Origin of the sequence: Streptomyces sp. NBC_00328 (genome assembly GCF_036139655.1) — a bacterium.
Lineage (GTDB): Bacteria > Actinomycetota > Actinomycetes > Streptomycetales > Streptomycetaceae > Streptomyces.
The window spans coordinates 3360592-3376590 of sequence record NZ_CP108013.1; the positions used below are offsets into that span (position 1 = coordinate 3360592).

14 protein-coding genes are annotated in these 15999 nt (G+C 72.7%); 7 read left to right on the top strand and 7 right to left on the bottom strand.

All coding sequences use genetic code 11. From position 1 onward, the window contains the following. Positions 1-5 precede the first annotated feature (5 nt). Positions 6-806, top strand: coding sequence for a helix-turn-helix domain-containing protein (locus OG485_RS14725; protein WP_328668768.1), 801 nt, complete (start codon positions 6-8; stop codon positions 804-806). Positions 807-865: 59 nt separating this feature from the next. Here OG485_RS14725 and OG485_RS14730 read toward each other — a convergent pair whose 3' ends face one another. The 3 genes from OG485_RS14730 to OG485_RS14740 are packed head-to-tail and all read right to left on the bottom strand — an operon-like array spanning position 866 to position 4080. Beyond that, on the bottom strand, positions 866-2476 hold the full coding sequence (locus OG485_RS14730) for a bifunctional RNase H/acid phosphatase (protein ID WP_328668769.1): 1611 nt from the start codon (positions 2474-2476) through the stop codon (positions 866-868). A 12-nt stretch (positions 2477-2488) separates the two neighbouring features. Next, positions 2489-3232, bottom strand: coding sequence for a zinc ribbon domain-containing protein (locus OG485_RS14735; protein WP_328674449.1), 744 nt, complete (start codon positions 3230-3232; stop codon positions 2489-2491). Then, positions 3229-4080: a Nif3-like dinuclear metal center hexameric protein gene (locus OG485_RS14740; protein ID WP_328668770.1), complete on the bottom strand. Its 852-nt coding sequence runs from the start codon at positions 4078-4080 to the stop codon at positions 3229-3231. Before OG485_RS14740 ends, OG485_RS14735 begins: the two co-directional genes overlap by 4 nt. Before the next feature lie 277 nt (positions 4081-4357). Here OG485_RS14740 and OG485_RS44020 point away from each other — a divergent pair, with 277 nt between their 5' ends. Both OG485_RS44020 and OG485_RS14750 read left to right on the top strand, forming a co-directional pair. After that, the gene (locus OG485_RS44020) at positions 4358-6826 is read left to right on the top strand and encodes a hypothetical protein (RefSeq protein ID WP_443048698.1); all 2469 of its coding nucleotides are present in this window, start codon (positions 4358-4360) and stop codon (positions 6824-6826) included. A 48-nt stretch (positions 6827-6874) separates the two neighbouring features. Beyond that, on the top strand, positions 6875-7045 hold the full coding sequence (locus OG485_RS14750) for a hypothetical protein (protein WP_328668771.1): 171 nt from the start codon (positions 6875-6877) through the stop codon (positions 7043-7045). A gap of 113 nt (positions 7046-7158) precedes the next feature. Here the strand turns inward: OG485_RS14750 and OG485_RS14755 are convergent, their stop codons facing one another. From OG485_RS14755 to OG485_RS14765, 3 genes are read right to left on the bottom strand one after another with little or no spacing between them, the layout of a single operon-like run. Beyond that, positions 7159-8109, bottom strand: coding sequence for a 3-oxoacyl-ACP reductase (locus OG485_RS14755; protein ID WP_328668772.1), 951 nt, complete (start codon positions 8107-8109; stop codon positions 7159-7161). 49 nt (positions 8110-8158) lie between these two features. Then, positions 8159-9235: a Zn-dependent alcohol dehydrogenase gene (locus tag OG485_RS14760; RefSeq protein ID WP_328668773.1), complete on the bottom strand. Its 1077-nt coding sequence runs from the start codon at positions 9233-9235 to the stop codon at positions 8159-8161. A gap of 34 nt (positions 9236-9269) precedes the next feature. Continuing rightward, complete coding sequence (locus OG485_RS14765; RefSeq protein WP_328668774.1) at positions 9270-10127, bottom strand: MaoC/PaaZ C-terminal domain-containing protein; 858 nt, start codon at positions 10125-10127, stop codon at positions 9270-9272. Positions 10128-10501: 374 nt separating this feature from the next. Between OG485_RS14765 and OG485_RS14770 the strand changes: the two genes are divergently transcribed. From OG485_RS14770 to OG485_RS14780, 3 genes are read left to right on the top strand one after another with little or no spacing between them, the layout of a single operon-like run. Beyond that, the gene (locus tag OG485_RS14770) at positions 10502-11383 is read left to right on the top strand and encodes an ABC transporter ATP-binding protein (protein WP_328674452.1); all 882 of its coding nucleotides are present in this window, start codon (positions 10502-10504) and stop codon (positions 11381-11383) included. After that, complete coding sequence (locus OG485_RS14775) at positions 11383-12102, top strand: ABC transporter permease (protein WP_328668775.1); 720 nt, start codon at positions 11383-11385, stop codon at positions 12100-12102. The genes OG485_RS14770 and OG485_RS14775 overlap by 1 nt, the downstream gene beginning before the upstream one ends. 14 nt (positions 12103-12116) lie before the next feature. Then, positions 12117-13367 (top strand): sensor histidine kinase, encoded by a 1251-nt coding sequence (locus OG485_RS14780; protein WP_328668776.1) that lies wholly within the window; start codon positions 12117-12119, stop codon positions 13365-13367. 73 nt (positions 13368-13440) lie between these two features. On the opposite strand, the gene OG485_RS14785 is transcribed toward OG485_RS14780, so the two are convergent. After that, on the bottom strand, positions 13441-14994 hold the full coding sequence (locus OG485_RS14785) for an alpha-L-arabinofuranosidase B (protein WP_328668777.1): 1554 nt from the start codon (positions 14992-14994) through the stop codon (positions 13441-13443). Positions 14995-15292: 298 nt separating this feature from the next. Here OG485_RS14785 and OG485_RS14790 point away from each other — a divergent pair, with 298 nt between their 5' ends. After that, entirely contained in the window at positions 15293-15925 is a 633-nt protein-coding gene (locus OG485_RS14790; protein ID WP_328674454.1) for a response regulator transcription factor, read from the top strand. The last annotated feature ends 74 nt before the right edge of the window (positions 15926-15999 follow it).

Sequence of the window (15999 nt, forward strand, 5' to 3'; positions counted from 1 at the left end):
ACCGCATGACGACCGGTATCCCCACCGAGCCTCCTCCCTTCGCCCGGGAGCTGCTGCGCTGGCGGCACGCCCGCCGGGTGAGCCAGCTGGAGCTCGCCTCCCGTGCGGGGACGACCCAGCGGTACGTCAGTTTCATCGAGCGCGGGCGTTCGGTCCCCGGCAGAGAGATCGTGATCAGGCTCGCCGAGTCGCTGGGCCTGACCCTGCGGGAGCGCAACGCGCTGCTCCTGGCGGCCGGTTACGCTCCCGCGTTCACCGAGTCGGCGCTCGACGCGGCCGCGCTGAAGCCCGTACGCGAGGCGCTGGACAGCATCCTCGAAGGGCATCTGCCGTATCCGGCGGTGGTGGCGGGGCCGCGCGGTGAACTCGTCGCCGCCAACGCGGCGTTCGACGTCCTGGCCGAGGGAGCCGCTCCCGAGCTGCTGGCACCGCCGGTGAACGTCCTGCGGCTGGCCCTGCATCCGCGCGGGATGGCGTCACGGGTGGTGAACCTGGACGCCTGGGGCCGGCACATCGTGGAGAACCTGCGGGCCCGCTCCTTGCGCAGCCCCGACCCCCATCTCGACGCACTGGTGGCGGAGTTGGCGGCTCACGTGCCGGCGAGCGAGCCCGGCGCGGACTACCTCGGCTTCGCCGTGCCGCTGCGACTGCGGTGCCCGGAGGGCGAGTTGAGGCTGCTCACCACGCTCACCTCGTTCGCGACCGCGGTGGACGTCACGCTCGCCGAACTCCATCTGGAGGCGTTCCTCCCGGCGGACCCGGAGACCGCCGGGATCCTCCGCGACCGAGCCGCCCGGCGGGGGTGAGGCCGCCGCCGGGATCAGCGCGGTCGAGGTCAGCGCATTCCGGGTCAGCGCATTCCGGGTCAGCGCAGATGTGAGGTGTCGTTGAACAGCCGGACGCTCGCGTTGCCGTCCCCGTAGTACGCGACCGCCGAGAGCGACGCCGCCGACAGTTCCATCCGGAACAGGGACTCCGGCGGGGCGCCGAGGGCCAGCCGTACGAGGGTCTTGATCGGGGTGACGTGCGTGACGAGCAGGACCGTGCGGCCGGCGTAGGCGGCGATCAGCTTGTCGCGGGTGGCCGCCATGCGGTGCGCCGTCGCGGCGAAGCTCTCGCCGCCGCCGGTCGGTTCGGCCTCCGGTGAGGCGAGCCAGGCGTTCAGGTCCTCCGGGTGGCGTTCGCGCACCTCTCCGAAGGTCAGTCCCTCCCAGGCGCCGAAGTCCGTCTCGCGCAGACCGTCCTCGACGGCGACGTCGAGGCCAAGCCGGGCGGCGACGGCACCCGCGGTCTCCCGGGTCCGGGCCAGCGGGGAGGCCACGATCGCCTGGATGGTGCCGCGCGCCGCCAGCGCCGCGGCCACGCGCTCGGCCTGCTCTCTTCCCACGTCGGACAGCGACGGATCGCTGCCGCCGCTGCCCGAGAACCGCTTCTGCGGGGTCAGCGGTGTCTCGCCGTGCCGCAGCAGGACGAAGGTGGCGGGGGCGCCCATGTCCGGGGGTGCGCTCCAGCCTGCGGCGGGCGTGGTGGTCGGGGTGGCGGCCAGGTTTCTCGCGGCCCGCTGATCGTCGTCCGCCTTCCCGGCTCGGCCGGCGTCTCCCGGCCCTGCGGCCTCCTTGCCGGCTTCGCCGCCGAGGGACGGGGTGCCACCCGTGGCCGCCGTCCGGGTGCCGCCCGGCGCGGGCCGGCCGCGCAGTTCCTCGCGCCCCTCACGGGGCACCGCCCCCACCGCCGGAATCGCAGCTTCGCCACCGGGGGACGGAGTACCACCCGTCGCCGTCACCCGACTGCCGCCCGGCGCGGGCCGGCCGCGCAGTTCCTCGCGCCCCTCACGGGGCACGTGCGTACCACCCGGCGCCGTCGCCCGGGTGTCGCCCGTCGGAGGCTGGGCGCGTGGTTCCTCGCGGCCCTCGTGGGGCGCTTCGCCGCGGGTTTCCTTCAGGGCTGCTCGGGCCTTCGCCGCGCCCGCTGTCGCGTCGCCGGGCGGGCCCGTCGGTTCTGGTGTCGCGGAGCGGGTCGCGCGGGCGTTCAGTTCGGCCGTCGACGCCGACGGCGACCAGGCCTCGCCACGCTTGCCGGCGTCCATCGCCTCGTTGGCCAGCCGGTCCGCGTGCTTGTTGCGCTCGCGCGGGATCCACTCGTACGTGACCTGGGAGGCCGGAAGGACCCGGGCCCCCCGCGCCGCCAGGGGCTTCATGTCCGGGTGCTTGATCTTCCAGCGTCCGGACATCTGCTCCACGACGAGCTTGGAGTCCATCCGGACCCTGACCCGGGCGCTCGCGTCGAGGTCACGGGCCGCCTCCAGACCGGCGATCAGGCCCCGGTACTCGGCGACGTTGTTGGTGGCGACGCCGATGTACTCGGCGCGCTCCGCCAGCGTCTCCCCCGTGGCCGCGTCGATGACCACGGAGCCGTAGCCCGCGGGCCCCGGGTTGCCCCGGGAACCCCCGTCCGCCTCGACGATGAACTCCCGCACGAACCGGACCCCCTACAGGCCGGACTCGGACGTACGCACCAGGATGCGGTGGCAGTTCTCGCAGCGCAGCACGGTGTCGGGGGAGGCCGCCTTCACGTCGTTCACCTCGGTGATGTTGAGCTCCAGGCGGCAGCCCTCGCAGCGGCGCTGGTAGAGCCGGGCGGCGCCGACGCCACCCTGCTGGTCACGCAGCTTGGTGTACAGCTTGAGGAGATCGGCGGGCACCGAGGCCGAGATGACCTCGCGCTCCTTGGTGACCGACGCCGTCTCGCCGTCGAACTGCTCGAAGGCGGCGTCCCGGCGCGCGGTCGCGTCGTCGGTCTTCGCCTGGACGGAGGCGTCGCGCTCGGTCAGCTCGGCGACCCGCTCCTGGGCGGACTCGCGGCGCTCCATGACCTCGAGGACGACGTCCTCCAGGTCGCCCTGGCGCTTGGCGAGGGAGACGATCTCGCGCTGGAGGTTCTCCAGGTCCTTGGGGGAGGTGACGGCACCCGAGTCGAGGCGCTGCTGGTCGCGGACGGCGCGCTGACGCACCTGGTCGACGTCCTGCTCGGCCTTGATCTGCTCGCGGGCGCAGTCGCTCTCCTCGGTCTGCGCGGCGACGAGCAGGTCGCGCACCTGGGTGAGGTCCTTGTTCAGCGACTCGATCTCGGCGTGCTCGGGCAGCGACCTCCGCTTGTGCGCGAGCTGCTGAAGGCGGGCGTCGAGTGCCTGGACGTCGAGAAGTCGGATCTGGTCGGCGGGCTCGGCGTTCAGTTGGGGGCTCCTGATGTGTCGGTGTGTGAGGCCGCGTGGGCGGTCCAGGGGTCGGTGACCGTCCGGGAGACGTGGACGCGCAGTCCCCATCCCTTCCGGTCGGAGATCTCGTCGAGCTGGGCGGCGGCCAGCTCGCACCAGGGCCACTCGGTGGCCCAGTGCGCCGCGTCGAGCAGCGCGAGAGGACTGTGGGCGCGGGCCTCCGACACCGGGTGGTGCCGCAGGTCCGCGGTGAGGAACGCGTCCACGCCCGCGGCGCGGACGTCGTCGAAGAGGCTGTCCCCGGAGCCGCCGCTGACCGCGACGGTCCGCACCAGCGTCTCGGGGTCGCCCGCGACGCGGATGCCCTGCGCGGTGGCGGGCAGCCGCTCGGCGGCCCGGGCGGCGAGTTCGCGCAAGGTCAGCGGATGGTCCAGCTCGCAGACGCGGCCGAGGCCACGGCGTCCCTCGGGGTCGGTCGCGTCGGGCACGAGGGGCCGTACGACCCGCAGGTCCAGGGCCCCGGCCAGCGCGTCGCTGACTCCCGGGTCGGCACGGTCGGCGTTGGTGTGGGCGACGTGCAGCGCGATGTCGTTCTTGATCAGCGTGTGCACGACGCGGCCCTTGAAGGTGCCGGCCGCCACCGTCGTCGTACCGCGCAGATAGAGCGGGTGGTGGGTGACGAGCAGGTCGGCTTCCAGTTTCACCGCCTCGTCGACGATGTCCTGGACCGGGTCGACGGCGAACAGGACGCGCGTGACGTCCTGGTCGGGGTCGCCGCAGACGGTACCGACCGCGTCCCACCCCTCGGCCCGCTCCGGAGGCCAGAGGGCGTCGAGCGCGGCGATGACTTCAGACAGACGGGGCACGGGGAAAAGGCTACCTGTCTTATGTCCCTGTCCGACCGGTCGCGGCCCACGGGCTCCTGCCGGGACGGCCGGCGGACGTGCGGGGCCCGTGCCGGGGCGGCCGCCGGGACGTGGATCCCGCCCCTCCCGGCGCGCGCCTTCCCGCCATGGTTCAGCACATCCGACCCGTTCCCTCAGGCGAATCCCGACAGGGCCACCCTTATGTGTGAAGCAACAGCCCGTCGCTCCCCCGCCTGTGCGTACGAAAACTACCTTCGTCGCCGGAGGTGACCGAACGATGACGGCCGGTGCGAGAGAACCCATGCTGCGGAGCGAGCGCGCGAACGGCGGCGAGTACGGTGACAGCGCGAGCCGGTGGGCCGCTCCTCCCGTCTGCGTGCTCACCGCCGACGGCACCTACGGAGCACGGCTCGCCCGCGACGGCGAGTCCTGGTACCCGGAGCGCTGGACCCTGGACGGCCCCGAGCCGTACGCCGTGCCGCTGCCCGGTCCGCAGCCGGAGGAGCCGGGCACCGAGGTGCTGCCGCTGACCGACGGCAGGGTGCTGATCCATCGGGTGGACGACGGGCGCCACGCCTTCTCCCTCCTGTATCCGACCGGGCCGGGCACCGGCGAGCTCCCGCTGGGCGCGGTGGAGTGCCCCGACGCGGGCACCGTGCTGCGGCTGCTGCCGCCCGCGCCGGACGGGGAGCGCGCCTACGCCCTCGCGGTGGGCCGGGGGTCGACGGCGGTGTGGCTGGTGGCGGGCGGCGCGTTCGGCCCGGAGCACCTGGCCGAGGTGCCGGGCCACTGCTCGGGAGGGGTGTGGCTGGACGGCACGGGGCGCCTGCTCGCGCTCGACCGCTTCCAGAACGGCCGCACGAAGACCGTGGTCGTCGATCTGGAGCGCGGCGGAGAGGTGTCGCCGCTCCTCCAGATCGCCGAGCACAGCAACGACCGGCTGCTCCTCGCGGACGCGGACAGCGGACTTCTGCTCATCCGGTCCGACGCGCCGTCCCCCGGCCGGGACCGTCTCGGCTGGGGCGTGCTCGGCAGCACCCTGCCCGTCCGCTTCCCGGACTGTCTGTCCGCGACGGGCTGTTCGGTCAGCCCGTTCGCGATCCAGCCGGGCCAGGTGCTGACCCCGGAGTCCTGCGCGGTCGCCCTGCGCATGGACGGGCCGGGCGGCACCTGGGTGGGTGTGTGGCGCCCGGCCGAGCGCCGGATCCACCACCGTCCGGTGCCGGAGGGCTGGTTCCCCGGCACCGGGCTGTGGACCGCCGAGGGGGTGCTCCGCCTGCCGTACGCCACGGGTGCCGTCCCGTGTGGTGTCGCCCGGCTGGAAGCGCCCGAGCGTGCGGGGAAGCCGGACACGGGGGATCCGGCTTCCCCGGGGCTCCCCGCACCGCGGCCGGTCCCGCTCCAGCAGGCACACCTGCGGACGGACCGCCCGGTCGGCCGGCCGCACCCGGCCCCGGGAGCCGAGCCGCCCCGGGCACTCCCGGCCCACCTGGCCCTGGGCAGCGGCACCGCCCGCGCCCCGGAGGACGACGCGGTCCGCGCCCTCGACGGACACCGGGTGCCGTCCGCCGGTACGGGCCCCGCGCCCGGGGGCGGGGAGCCGCTGTCGACGGTCGCGAGCCTCACCCCCAGGACGTCCTCCGCCTCCCCCGCGGAAGCGCGGCGGGCGGACACGAACCCCGGCCACGAGCCCGGCGGGGCGCTCCCGCCGGTCGTGCGGCCCGCCGACGGACAGTCCGAACCGTCCCGGCCGGTCGTGCGACGCGCCCCCGAATCCGGCGAACCGGCCGCCCGGCCCCAGCCGAGCCGCTGGACCAGGGTTTTCCTGCCGCCCGCGCCCGCGCCGGAGCGCCGGGCCGAGCCCGCCGGAACACCCACGACCGAGGCGAACCTCTGGACCAAGGTCGCCGAAACGCCCCCACCCGGCATGGGCCTCAGGACCAGGGCCGACGGGACGCTTCCGGGCGGCATGACCGTCGTCGTCGAAACGGCACAGCCGCTCCCCCCGGTCATGAGAATCGGTGGCGGTCCCGACATCGGCTCCGGCACCGAGACCACGGCCGCCACCGGGGCCGACACCCATCCGGGTCGGGGGGCCGGTGCCGCTGCCGGTGCCGTCACGCATGCCGGTAACGGTGCCGGGGTCACCGCGCGTACCCGTGCCGACGGCGGGACCCCGTCCGTCGAAGGACCCCTCCCGGCCGGACCGCTCCCGCCCGTCGCGGGTCACCGCGCCCGGACCGCCGAGCCGCTCCCGGCCGTCGCGGGCCCCGGTCACGGGACCACCGGCCCCCTCCCGGCCGTCGCGAGCCCCTCCGCCGTTCCCGCCGAGCCGTTCCCGCCGAACCCGTGGGCGGGCGTCACCGGTGTCGCCGGGGCCTCCACCACCGAGCCCGGTCTCTGGACCAAGGTCGCCGAAACGCCCCCGGCCGGCATGAGCCTCGGCACCCGGGCCGGTACAACACCCGCGGGCGGCACCGTTCTCGGGGACGGGACCAGCGACGCGCTGCCGGCCGTCGGCGAGTTCAGGGGCCAGGTGACCCTGAGGCCCGCGGTCGGCCGTCCGGGTTCCGACACCCGACCGGCCTCGGCGCTCACCACCGTGGCGGGGACACTCGCCACCCTGCCGCGGACGCCCGCGGAATCCGGGGGTCCGTGTGTACCCGCCCACACGGACAAGGAGAAAAGGGGCAGTACGGGCGAAGAAACGTCACCCTCCGACTCCCGTGCGATGACCGCACGTTAGACTCCCCCGGCTGTAAAGAAGGATCTTGCATACGGGGTGAACACTTCAATGAACGACTCGAGCACCATGGAAGCACCGGGCACGGACGTCCACGAGACGTCGGCGGCCTGGTCCGAAGGCCACGGCAGACACCGCGGCCCGGTCTCCGGCCACGACGGCGAGGCGCCCACTCAGGGCCGCCACCGCAAGCCGTCCGGCCAGTCGGCCACGACGGCCTGACGAATCTCACGGCAAGCAGAAACCGGGATACAGCCCCGCTCGCACCATGGCGAGCGGGGCTGTATCGCTGTATCCGCATGGGGCGTACGGGTCTCTCGCCGGCGGACGTCCGCTCAGTGCGGAGCGCCCTCCCGCTTGAGCCCCAGGACCTCCATCGCCGCGAACGTCTCGCCGCTCGGGCGCTGCGCGTAGTACGGGGTGAGCAGCGCGTCGAGTTCGTCGTGGCTGAACGTGTCCTGCTTGCTGTCGAACTTCGCGGCCACCCGCGGGCGTTCGACGACCGCGACCATCCCTCCGTGCACGACGAGGAGCTGCCCGTTGACGTGCCCGGCGGCGGGCGAGGCCAAGTAGCCGACGAGCGGGGCGACATGCTCGGGGGCGAGCGGGTCCAGGCCCTGGTCGGGCTGTCCGAGTCCGGCGAAGACGTCCTCTGTCATACGGGTGCGGGCGCGCGGGCAGATGACGTTGGCCGTTACGCCGTACTTGGCGAGTGCCAGCGCCGTCGAGGTGGTCAGGCCGACGATCCCGCCTTTCGCCGCCGCATAGTTGGGCTGTCCGGCGGAACCCGCGAGGAAGGCTTCCGAGGAGGTGTTCACGATCCGTCCGTAGACGGGACCGTCGGCCGCCTTGGCGCGGGCCCGCCAGTGCGCGGAGGCGAAGTGGGTGGTGTTGAAGTGGCCTTTGAGGTGGACCCTGATGACCGAGTCCCACTCGTCCTCGGTCATCGAGAAGACCATCCGGTCGCGCAGGATGCCCGCGTTGTTGACGAGGATGTCCAGTTTCCCGAACTCCGCGACGGCCGACTCGACCAGTTCGCGGGCCTGTTCGTGATCGGCGACGTCCCCGGTGTGGGCTGTGGCCCGGCCGCCCGCCGCACGGATCCCGGCGGCGACCTCCTCGGCCGGGGTGGCCGAGGCCGCGCCCGACCCGTCCCGTCCTGGCTGTCCGTAGTCGTTGACGACGACGGCCGCCCCCAGCCGGCCGAGTTCCAGCGCCTCGGCCCGGCCGAGCCCGCGGCCCGCGCCGGTGACGATCGCGGTGAGCCCTTCGAGTGGCAGTGACATCAGGGTCCTTAGCGGTTGTGGTGGAGGTCCGCGCAGGCGGCCGCCCGGGTCAGATCTCGATGCACGTCCGGAGCGCGGTGCCCGAACGCATCTGGTCGAGCGCCTCGTTGATCCCGGCCAGCGGCACCCGGTGGGTGATCAGGCCTTCGAGGTCGATGCGGCCCGCGCGCCACAGGGCGATCGTGCGCTCGTAGGACCGCAGGACGTCCCCGCCGCCGTACATGGAGGGCAGGATGCGCTTCTCGTCGAAGAACAGCTCGAACATGTTGAGCTGGAGGAAGTCGTCCATGGCGCCGGCGCCGACGACCACGAGGGTGCCGCCGCGGCGGGTGTGGTCGTAGGCGGCGCGCGCGGTGGCGGACTTGCCGACGACCTCGAAGACGTAGTCGAAGCCCTCGCCCGCGGTCACCGACTGTTTGGCGTCGGCGAGTTCGTCGGGCGAGACGGCCTTGGTGGCGCCGAAGCCGAGGGCGGCCTCCCGGCGTGAGGCGACCGGGTCGACGGCGACGATCTCGGCGGCCCCCATGAGCCGGGCGCCCTGGATCGCGGAGATGCCGACGCCTCCGCAGCCGATCACGGCGACCGACGAACCGGCTTCCACGTCGGCGGTGTTGAGGGCCGCGCCGAGTCCGGTGGTGACGCCGCAGCCGATCAGGGCGGCGATGTCGAAGGGCACGTCGTCGGGGACGGGGACCGCGCAGCCGGCCGCGACGACGACCTCCTCGGCGAAGGTGCCGGTGCCGGCGAAGCCGAAGACGTCACCGCCGGGGCGCTTGAAGTTGGGGGTGCCCGCGTTCATGAATCCAGCCAGGCACAGTTCGGTCTGACCCCGCTTGCAGGCCGGACAGGCGCCGCAGGCGGGAAGCCAGCAGATGACGACACGGTCGCCGGGCTTCACATGGGTGACGCCCTCGCCGACCTCGGTGATCTCGCCGGCTCCCTCGTGCCCGGGCACGAACGGCGCGGGCTGGGGCAGCACACCGTTCATCGCGGACAGGTCCGAGTGGCACAGTCCCGTGGCCCGCACCCGGATGCGCACCTTGCCGGGCCCGAAGCCCACCGCCTCGACGTCGTCGAGGACCTCGAGTTTGTCCTGGCCTATCTCGTGCAGTACGGCTGCGCGCATGGTGCGGCTCCCCTCAGGACGGTTCGTACGGGTGTCAGACGTGTTCGACGACGGTGTCGGCGAGGACCGGCGCGTCCTCCCGCTCGACCGCGCTCACCGCTACCCGGACCCGGCCGTCGCTCCGCCACATCCGGATGCGCAGGGTCTCGCCGGGGAAGACGACTCCGGCGAAACGGGTGGTGTACGAGCGGACCCGGGTCACATCGCCGCCGAGCAGGGTGTCGACGACGGCCTTGAGCGTCATGCCGTACGTGCAGAGCCCGTGCAGGATGGGCCGGTCGAACCCGGCGAGCTTGGCGAACTCGGGGTCGGCGTGCAGCGGGTTCCAGTCCCCGGACAGCCGGTAGAGCAGGGCCTGGTCCTCGCGGACCGGGCGTTCCACGGTTCGCTCCGGCGGGCCGGCGGGGGCTTCGAGGCGGGTGCCCGGTCCGCGGTCGCCGCCCCAGCCGCCTTCGCCGCGCACGAAGATCTGGGCGTCGTTGGTCCACAACGGGCCCTGGGCGTCCGCCACTTCGGTGCGCATGACGAGGATGGCGGCGGTGCCCTTGTCGTAGACCGCGGCGATGCGCCCGGTGGCGGTGGCCGTGCCCTCGGCGGGGATCGGGCGGTGCAGCCGGACGCTCTGGCCGCCGTGCAGGACGCGGGCGAGGTCGACGTCGACGCCGGGCATCGAGAGCCCGCTGATCACTCCCGGTGAGCCGGCGCCCGCGACGGTGGCGAAGCTCGGCAGGACGTGCAGCCTGGATTCGAGGGTGTACCGCAGCTCGTCGGGGTCGGTCGCGGGGACGCCCGCGCCCAGGCCCAGGTGGTAGAGCTGGACGTCCTTGTGGCTCCAGGCGATCTCGCCGGTCCGCGGTTCCGCTGCGACGGCCTTGGCGGCGTCAATGGGCATGGGGCTCCTGACTCGACTGCGCGAAAGACCTCGGTGCGGCCGTCCGCACCGTCGGCCGCACCGAGGTCGACACTGGGCCGTGGAACCCGCTCGTTCTAGAACGCGTTCCAGTCCGGCGCACCCTTGTATAGCCCAGCGTGCAGTACTTGTGAAGACTACTGACGCCATGTCAGATCGAGTGGCCGTACCGGTCCTTCAGGGGAACGCGTCGCGCCGACGGCCGTGACATTTGTCCCGGCCGATCGCCGACAAGTGCATCTGCCGGGGCACCGCCCCGGACCTCTAGCGTCGTTCTCATGACACGGACAACGGGGACAACGGCGCGCGAGCCGCGGGGAACGTCCGCACCGCCGCCGACGGGGACGACACCGGCAGTGCGCTTCAGGGGTGCGGTCAAGACGTTCGGCGACGTGCGCGCCGTGGACGGTCTCGACCTCGACGTGGCGAGCGGCGATACGGTGGCGCTGCTGGGCCGCAACGGCGCGGGCAAGTCGACGGCGATCTCCCTGCTGCTCGGGCTGAACGAGCCGGACGAGGGCTCGGTGGCGCTCTTCGGCGGCAGCCCGCAGGAGTCGGTGCGCGCCGGACGGGTCGGCGCGATGCTCCAGGACGCCCGGCCGGTACCGCGGGTCACCGTCCAGGAACTGGTGTCCTTCGTGGCGGGCCGCTATCCGGCGCCCCTGCCGGTGGCCGAGGCGCTGCGGCTCGCGGGCATCACGGAACTGGCCGGGCGGCGCGTCGACCGGCTGTCCGGAGGGCAGGCGCAGCGGGTGCGGTTCGCGGTGGCGCTCGCCGGCGATCCCGCGCTGATCGTGCTCGACGAGCCCACCGCAGCGCTCGACGTGGAGGCACGGCACGCGTTCTGGGAGTCGATGCGGGCCTACGCCCGGCGCGGCCACACCGTGCTGTTCTCCACGCACTACCTGGAGGAGGCCGACGCGCACGCCGACCGGATCGTCGTCGTCGACCGGGGGCGGATCGTCGCGAACGGGACCGGGGCGGAGCTCAGGCGGTCGGCGGGCGGCAATCTGGTCTCCTTCGACCTGGCGGGGCTCGGCACGGAGGATCTGGCGCTGCTGCCCGGCGTGGTGGCCGTGGAGGTGCGCGGGCCCCGGGCCCGGCTGCGCACGGACGACTCGGACGCGACGGTGATCGCGCTGGCCGAGCGGGGGGCGATACGCCGCCTGGAGGTCGTCCCCGCGTCCCTGGACGACGCGTTCATGGCCCTCACCTCGCACGACCGGGAGACGGTGTGATGTTCGACTATCTGCGGCTCGAAGTGCGCCGGACGCTGCGCGACGCCGGCTTCGTGATCGGCGGCATCGCGATGCCGGTGATGATGTACCTGCTGTTCACCAACCTCGGCGGTGGCGACGACGGCGCGTGGAAGACCGCGTCGATGGTCGGCATGGCCGCGTACGGGGCGGTCGGCTCGGCGCTGAACACGGGCGGCGGGGTCGCCGAGGACAAGGTGACCGGCTGGCTGCGGCAGCTCCGGGTGACCCCGATGACGTCGCGCGAGGTGGTGCTCGGGCGGGCGCTGACCGGTTCGGTGACCGTGCTGCCCGCGATCGTCGCGGTGCTCGCGGCCGGCGGCCTGGTCAACGGCGTACGGCTGGACGCCTGGCAGTGGGCCGCGACGGCCCTGCTGCTGTGGCTCGGCTCGGTCCCCTTCACCCTGCTGGGCCTCGGCAACGGATACCGGATGACCGCGCAGACGACGGGTGTCGCGAACATGGTGTGCAATCTGGGGCTGGCGGTGGTCGGCGGCCTGTGGTTCCCGCTCGCCCTCTTCCCCGGCTGGCTGCGCTCGGTCTCGGCGTACACGCCCACGAACCGCTTCGCGCAGCTCGGCGTGTCGGTCACCGAGGGCCGGGCGCCGGACCTCACGGCGGTGGCGGTGCTGATCGCCTGGCTGCTGGCGTTCGGTTCGTACGCTGTGGTCTCGTACCGTCGATCCGCACGAACCGTCTGAACGGGGATCGGAACATGTCCTGGATGAGAGGCGTCGGCTGCCAGGTCCGCGCGTTGCGGGCCGACCGGAGCCGCTGGAAGGCCGACATGGAACGGTTCAAGGCCGAGCGGCGGACCGCGCGCGGGAGCGACGGCGAGACGCCCGAGTACCCAGGCCCGCCGCCGACCGGCTTCGCACTGCTGCCATGGCTGCTGCTGGGGATGGGTGCCTTCTCCAACCTCTTCCAGGGCAGGACACCGCAGCCCTGGGTCGGCGCACTGGGCCTGTTCGTCTTCAACTCGCTGTACATCTACGTCACGTTCCGCGCGTTCGTGAAGTCGAAGCGGGAGGCCCGCTCCACCCGGGTCGCGCTCGTCCTGATGGGGGTGATCACCTTCGCGTTGGCCCTCGGGTACGGCGGAAGCTGGCTGTTCTTCTTCCCACTGCTCGGGCTGGCCACCGGGGCGGTGGTGCGCGGCCCCTGGCTCGGGAGGATCGGCCTCGGTCTGACGGCGGTCGCCGCGGCGGTCTCCGTCGTCCGGGCGGGCTGGGACGCTGTGAACGTCGCCTACGGCACGTTCCTGTCCACGATGGTGACGGCCGCGATCCTCTCCCTGTCCGAGGCGGTACGCGAACTGCGTTCGGCCCGCGAGGAGTTGGCGCGCCGGGCGGTGGAGAAGGAGCGGATGCGCTTCTCCCGCGACCTGCACGACCTGCTCGGGCACACGCTCTCCGTGATCGTGGTGAAGTCGGAGGCGGCCCGTCGCCTCGCTCCCCGCGATCTGGACGCGGCACTCGTGCAGGTCACGGACATCGAGTCGGTCGGCCGGCAGGCGCTGACGGAGATCCGCGAGGCGGTCACCGGCTATCGCCAGGGCAGCCTCGCCACGGAGCTGGACGGCGCCCGCTCGGCGCTGTCCGCCGCGCGGGTGGAGCCGGTCGTCCGGCAGTCGGGGCCGCCCCTGGTCCCGCAGACCGAGGCCCTGCTCGGCTGGGTGCTGCGTGAGGCCGTCACCAACGTCGTACGCCACAGCGACGCGACGCGCTGCGAGATCACCGTGGACGGAACCGCGGACCTCGTCCGTCTGACCGTCTCGGACAACGGCACCGACGCCTCCCCGGCGGATCCCGATCCGGGCCTCGGCGGCACCGGCCTCAAGGGCCTCACCGAACGCCTCGCGACGGCCGGCGGCTCCCTGCGGGCGGGACGGACTGCGCGCGGCGGCTTCGAGGTGCGGGCCGAACTCCCCGTGGAGGCGGTGGATCTGACGGAGGCGCCGGTGTGAGCGGCACCCCCTCGAAGGGGGCGGCGGGCCGGGCCCTCACGGGCCGGCCCGCCGCCGCGTTTCGGCCGGGCGGCTACGGAGCCCAGGGGGCCGTGACGGCCCAGCTCACGTCGTCCGTCCACGAGGTGGCGCTGTCGAAGGCGTTCGAGCCGCCGTTGCTCGCTATGTAGACGTTGTAGTTGTAGTGCCGGAGGTATCTCGTCGGGTAGTTGTACGACGCGAACGAGGTCCCCGTACCGCTCTTGCCGGCCTGGGCGCAGAACGTGGCGTCCTGTCTGAACTGCGTGGTGCCGGTCATGGGCTGCCGGAGGAGCTGGTAGTTGTAGTGCCGCAGGAAGTCGCCCGGGTAGTTCCGCGACTCGAAGGAGTAGCAGGAGCTGTCGGCCAGACCCCGGCGGACGATCCAGGTGGCGTCGCTCTTGTCGAGTGCCGGACTGCTCGACGTGATCGCCGAGACGACCGCCGCGTTGGCCTGGTGGCGGATGTAGTCGGTGGTGCAGCACGAGGTGGTCGCGCGCAGCGAGATCTCGGACCCGGCCGTCAGCGAGCCGGTGACGCCGGTCGGTCCGCCGTAGCCGACGGAGACGATGTTCGACTGCACCAGGCTGTCCGCGGCGTCCGTCGGGATGCCCGAGGTCATGACACCCTCGAAGAAGGACCCGATGGAGCCGTTGCTGTTGTCGCCGCCGGTGCCCAGGACGATCGCGCCCTCCTGGTGCATGGGCGAGTAGCCGCCGGCGGTGGGTTCACCCCCGGAATAGGTGGTCGTGAGACTGCCCGATTGGGCGTTGCCGTATTTCAGCGCGAAATGGTCCTGACCGTTGTTTTTCAGCAAAGCGGTCACGAAGGGCATCGCACCGGTTCCGGTGTTCGACGTGTTCTTGCTGTATCCGGCGTCCGACTGGAAGAGCCCGTTCTCCAGGTCGGCCTGCACCCACGGGCCCTGGCCGTAGCAGGGCGAGAACCAGCACTCGGTGCCGAAGTTGATCGCGTCCATGTGGCCGTTGCCGGTGTCCAGGTTGTTGGTCTCGGCGTTGCCGTAGTCGAAACAGCAGCTGCCGTTGACGTGGGTGCCGGAGGTCACCATGTACATCCCCTCGGCGGCACCGTTCGTGGCGACTCCCGAGGTGGAGTTGTCCCGGTAGCCCATGCCGGCCGAGATCTCCAGACCGTAGACCTGGTGGCCGCCGGCGGTCACCGGCAGCGCGTCCGCGGGCGCCCCGACGTCGGCCGCGCCCGCCCCGCCCGCGCCCTCGATCGTGAGGTCGTTGTGGCGCGAGGACTGGTCGTAGATCTTCGTGATGATGCAGGTGGTGCCGTTGCAGAAGGAGTCCTGCGCCGCCGCGTTCGCGTATCCTCCGGCCGCCAGGAGACCGATGTTCGCGGTGGCGCCGTCGGAGGCGCGCTGCACCTGGTAGAGCGAGCCGTTGTACGACGAGTAGAGCGCCCTGACGAGGCTGTGCGCGGCGACGCAGGGGGTGCCCGCGGTGGCGTAGATGTCGCAGGGGAGCGACCCCGCGGCGGTGGCCTGCGGCGCGCCGACGGCGAACGCGACGACGGCCGCCATCACCGACAGCACGGCCAGGACCGTGTTTCTGAGGTGTTGTAAGCGCACGAAGGATGACATCACGGTGCACCTCTTCCGTTCCTTGTTGGACAGTGCGGGTGCCCGGTTCGATATACCGGACATTGTTCGATCGAGATACCGAACCAATTCCCGGTCGAAATTCCGAACGTTTACGGAAAGCGGCCCGGCTCGGGAATGACAAAGGGGAGCGCTGAATTCCGAGGCGATTATTTGCCCGCGACCGGGGGCCGTCAAGACGCGCGGACAGGAACCAGGGCGATTTTTCGGAAGGCCGCCGGAGCGTGCGGAACGGGCGGCCGGGCACCCCTCTCGCCTTACGCTTGGCGGCGTGAACGAGATGCCCCGGGACCACCGGCCCGCCAAGTCCGTCCGTGTCCTGCTCGCCGAGGACCAGCAGATGATGCGCGGGGCGCTCGCCCTGCTGCTCGGGATGGAGCCGGACATCGAGGTGGTCGCGCAGGTGTCCGCGGGGGACGAGATCGTGGACACGGTGCTGACCAGCCGGCCCGATGTGGCCCTGCTGGACATCGAGTTGCCGGGGATGAGCGGGCTGGACGCCGCCGCCGAACTGCGTGAGCAGGCTCCCGACTGCCGGGTGCTGATCCTCACCACGTTCGGCCGCCCCGGCTATCTGCGGCGGGCCATGGAGGCGGGTGCCGCCGGGTTCCTGGTCAAGGACGGGCCCGTGGAGGAACTGGCCGAGGCGATCCGCCGGGTGCTGACCGGGGAGACCGTCATCGATCCGGCGCTCGCCGCCGCCGCACTGAGCGCCGGGCCCAATCCGCTCACGGCCCGCGAGTGCGACGTGCTGAAGGCCTCGGTGGACGGTGCCACTGTCGCCGACATCGCCGGCAAGCTGCACCTCTCCGAGTCCACCGTCCGCAACTACCTGTCCTCCGCCATCGGCAAGACGGGCACCCGCAACCGCATGGAGGCGATGCGGGAGGCCCGCCAACAGGGGTGGCTGTAGCGGGCACCGGCCCGCGATCCCTCGGCCGGCGCCCGCCGGCGCACGTCCCGCCCGGGTGGTACGGGCGGGGCGCG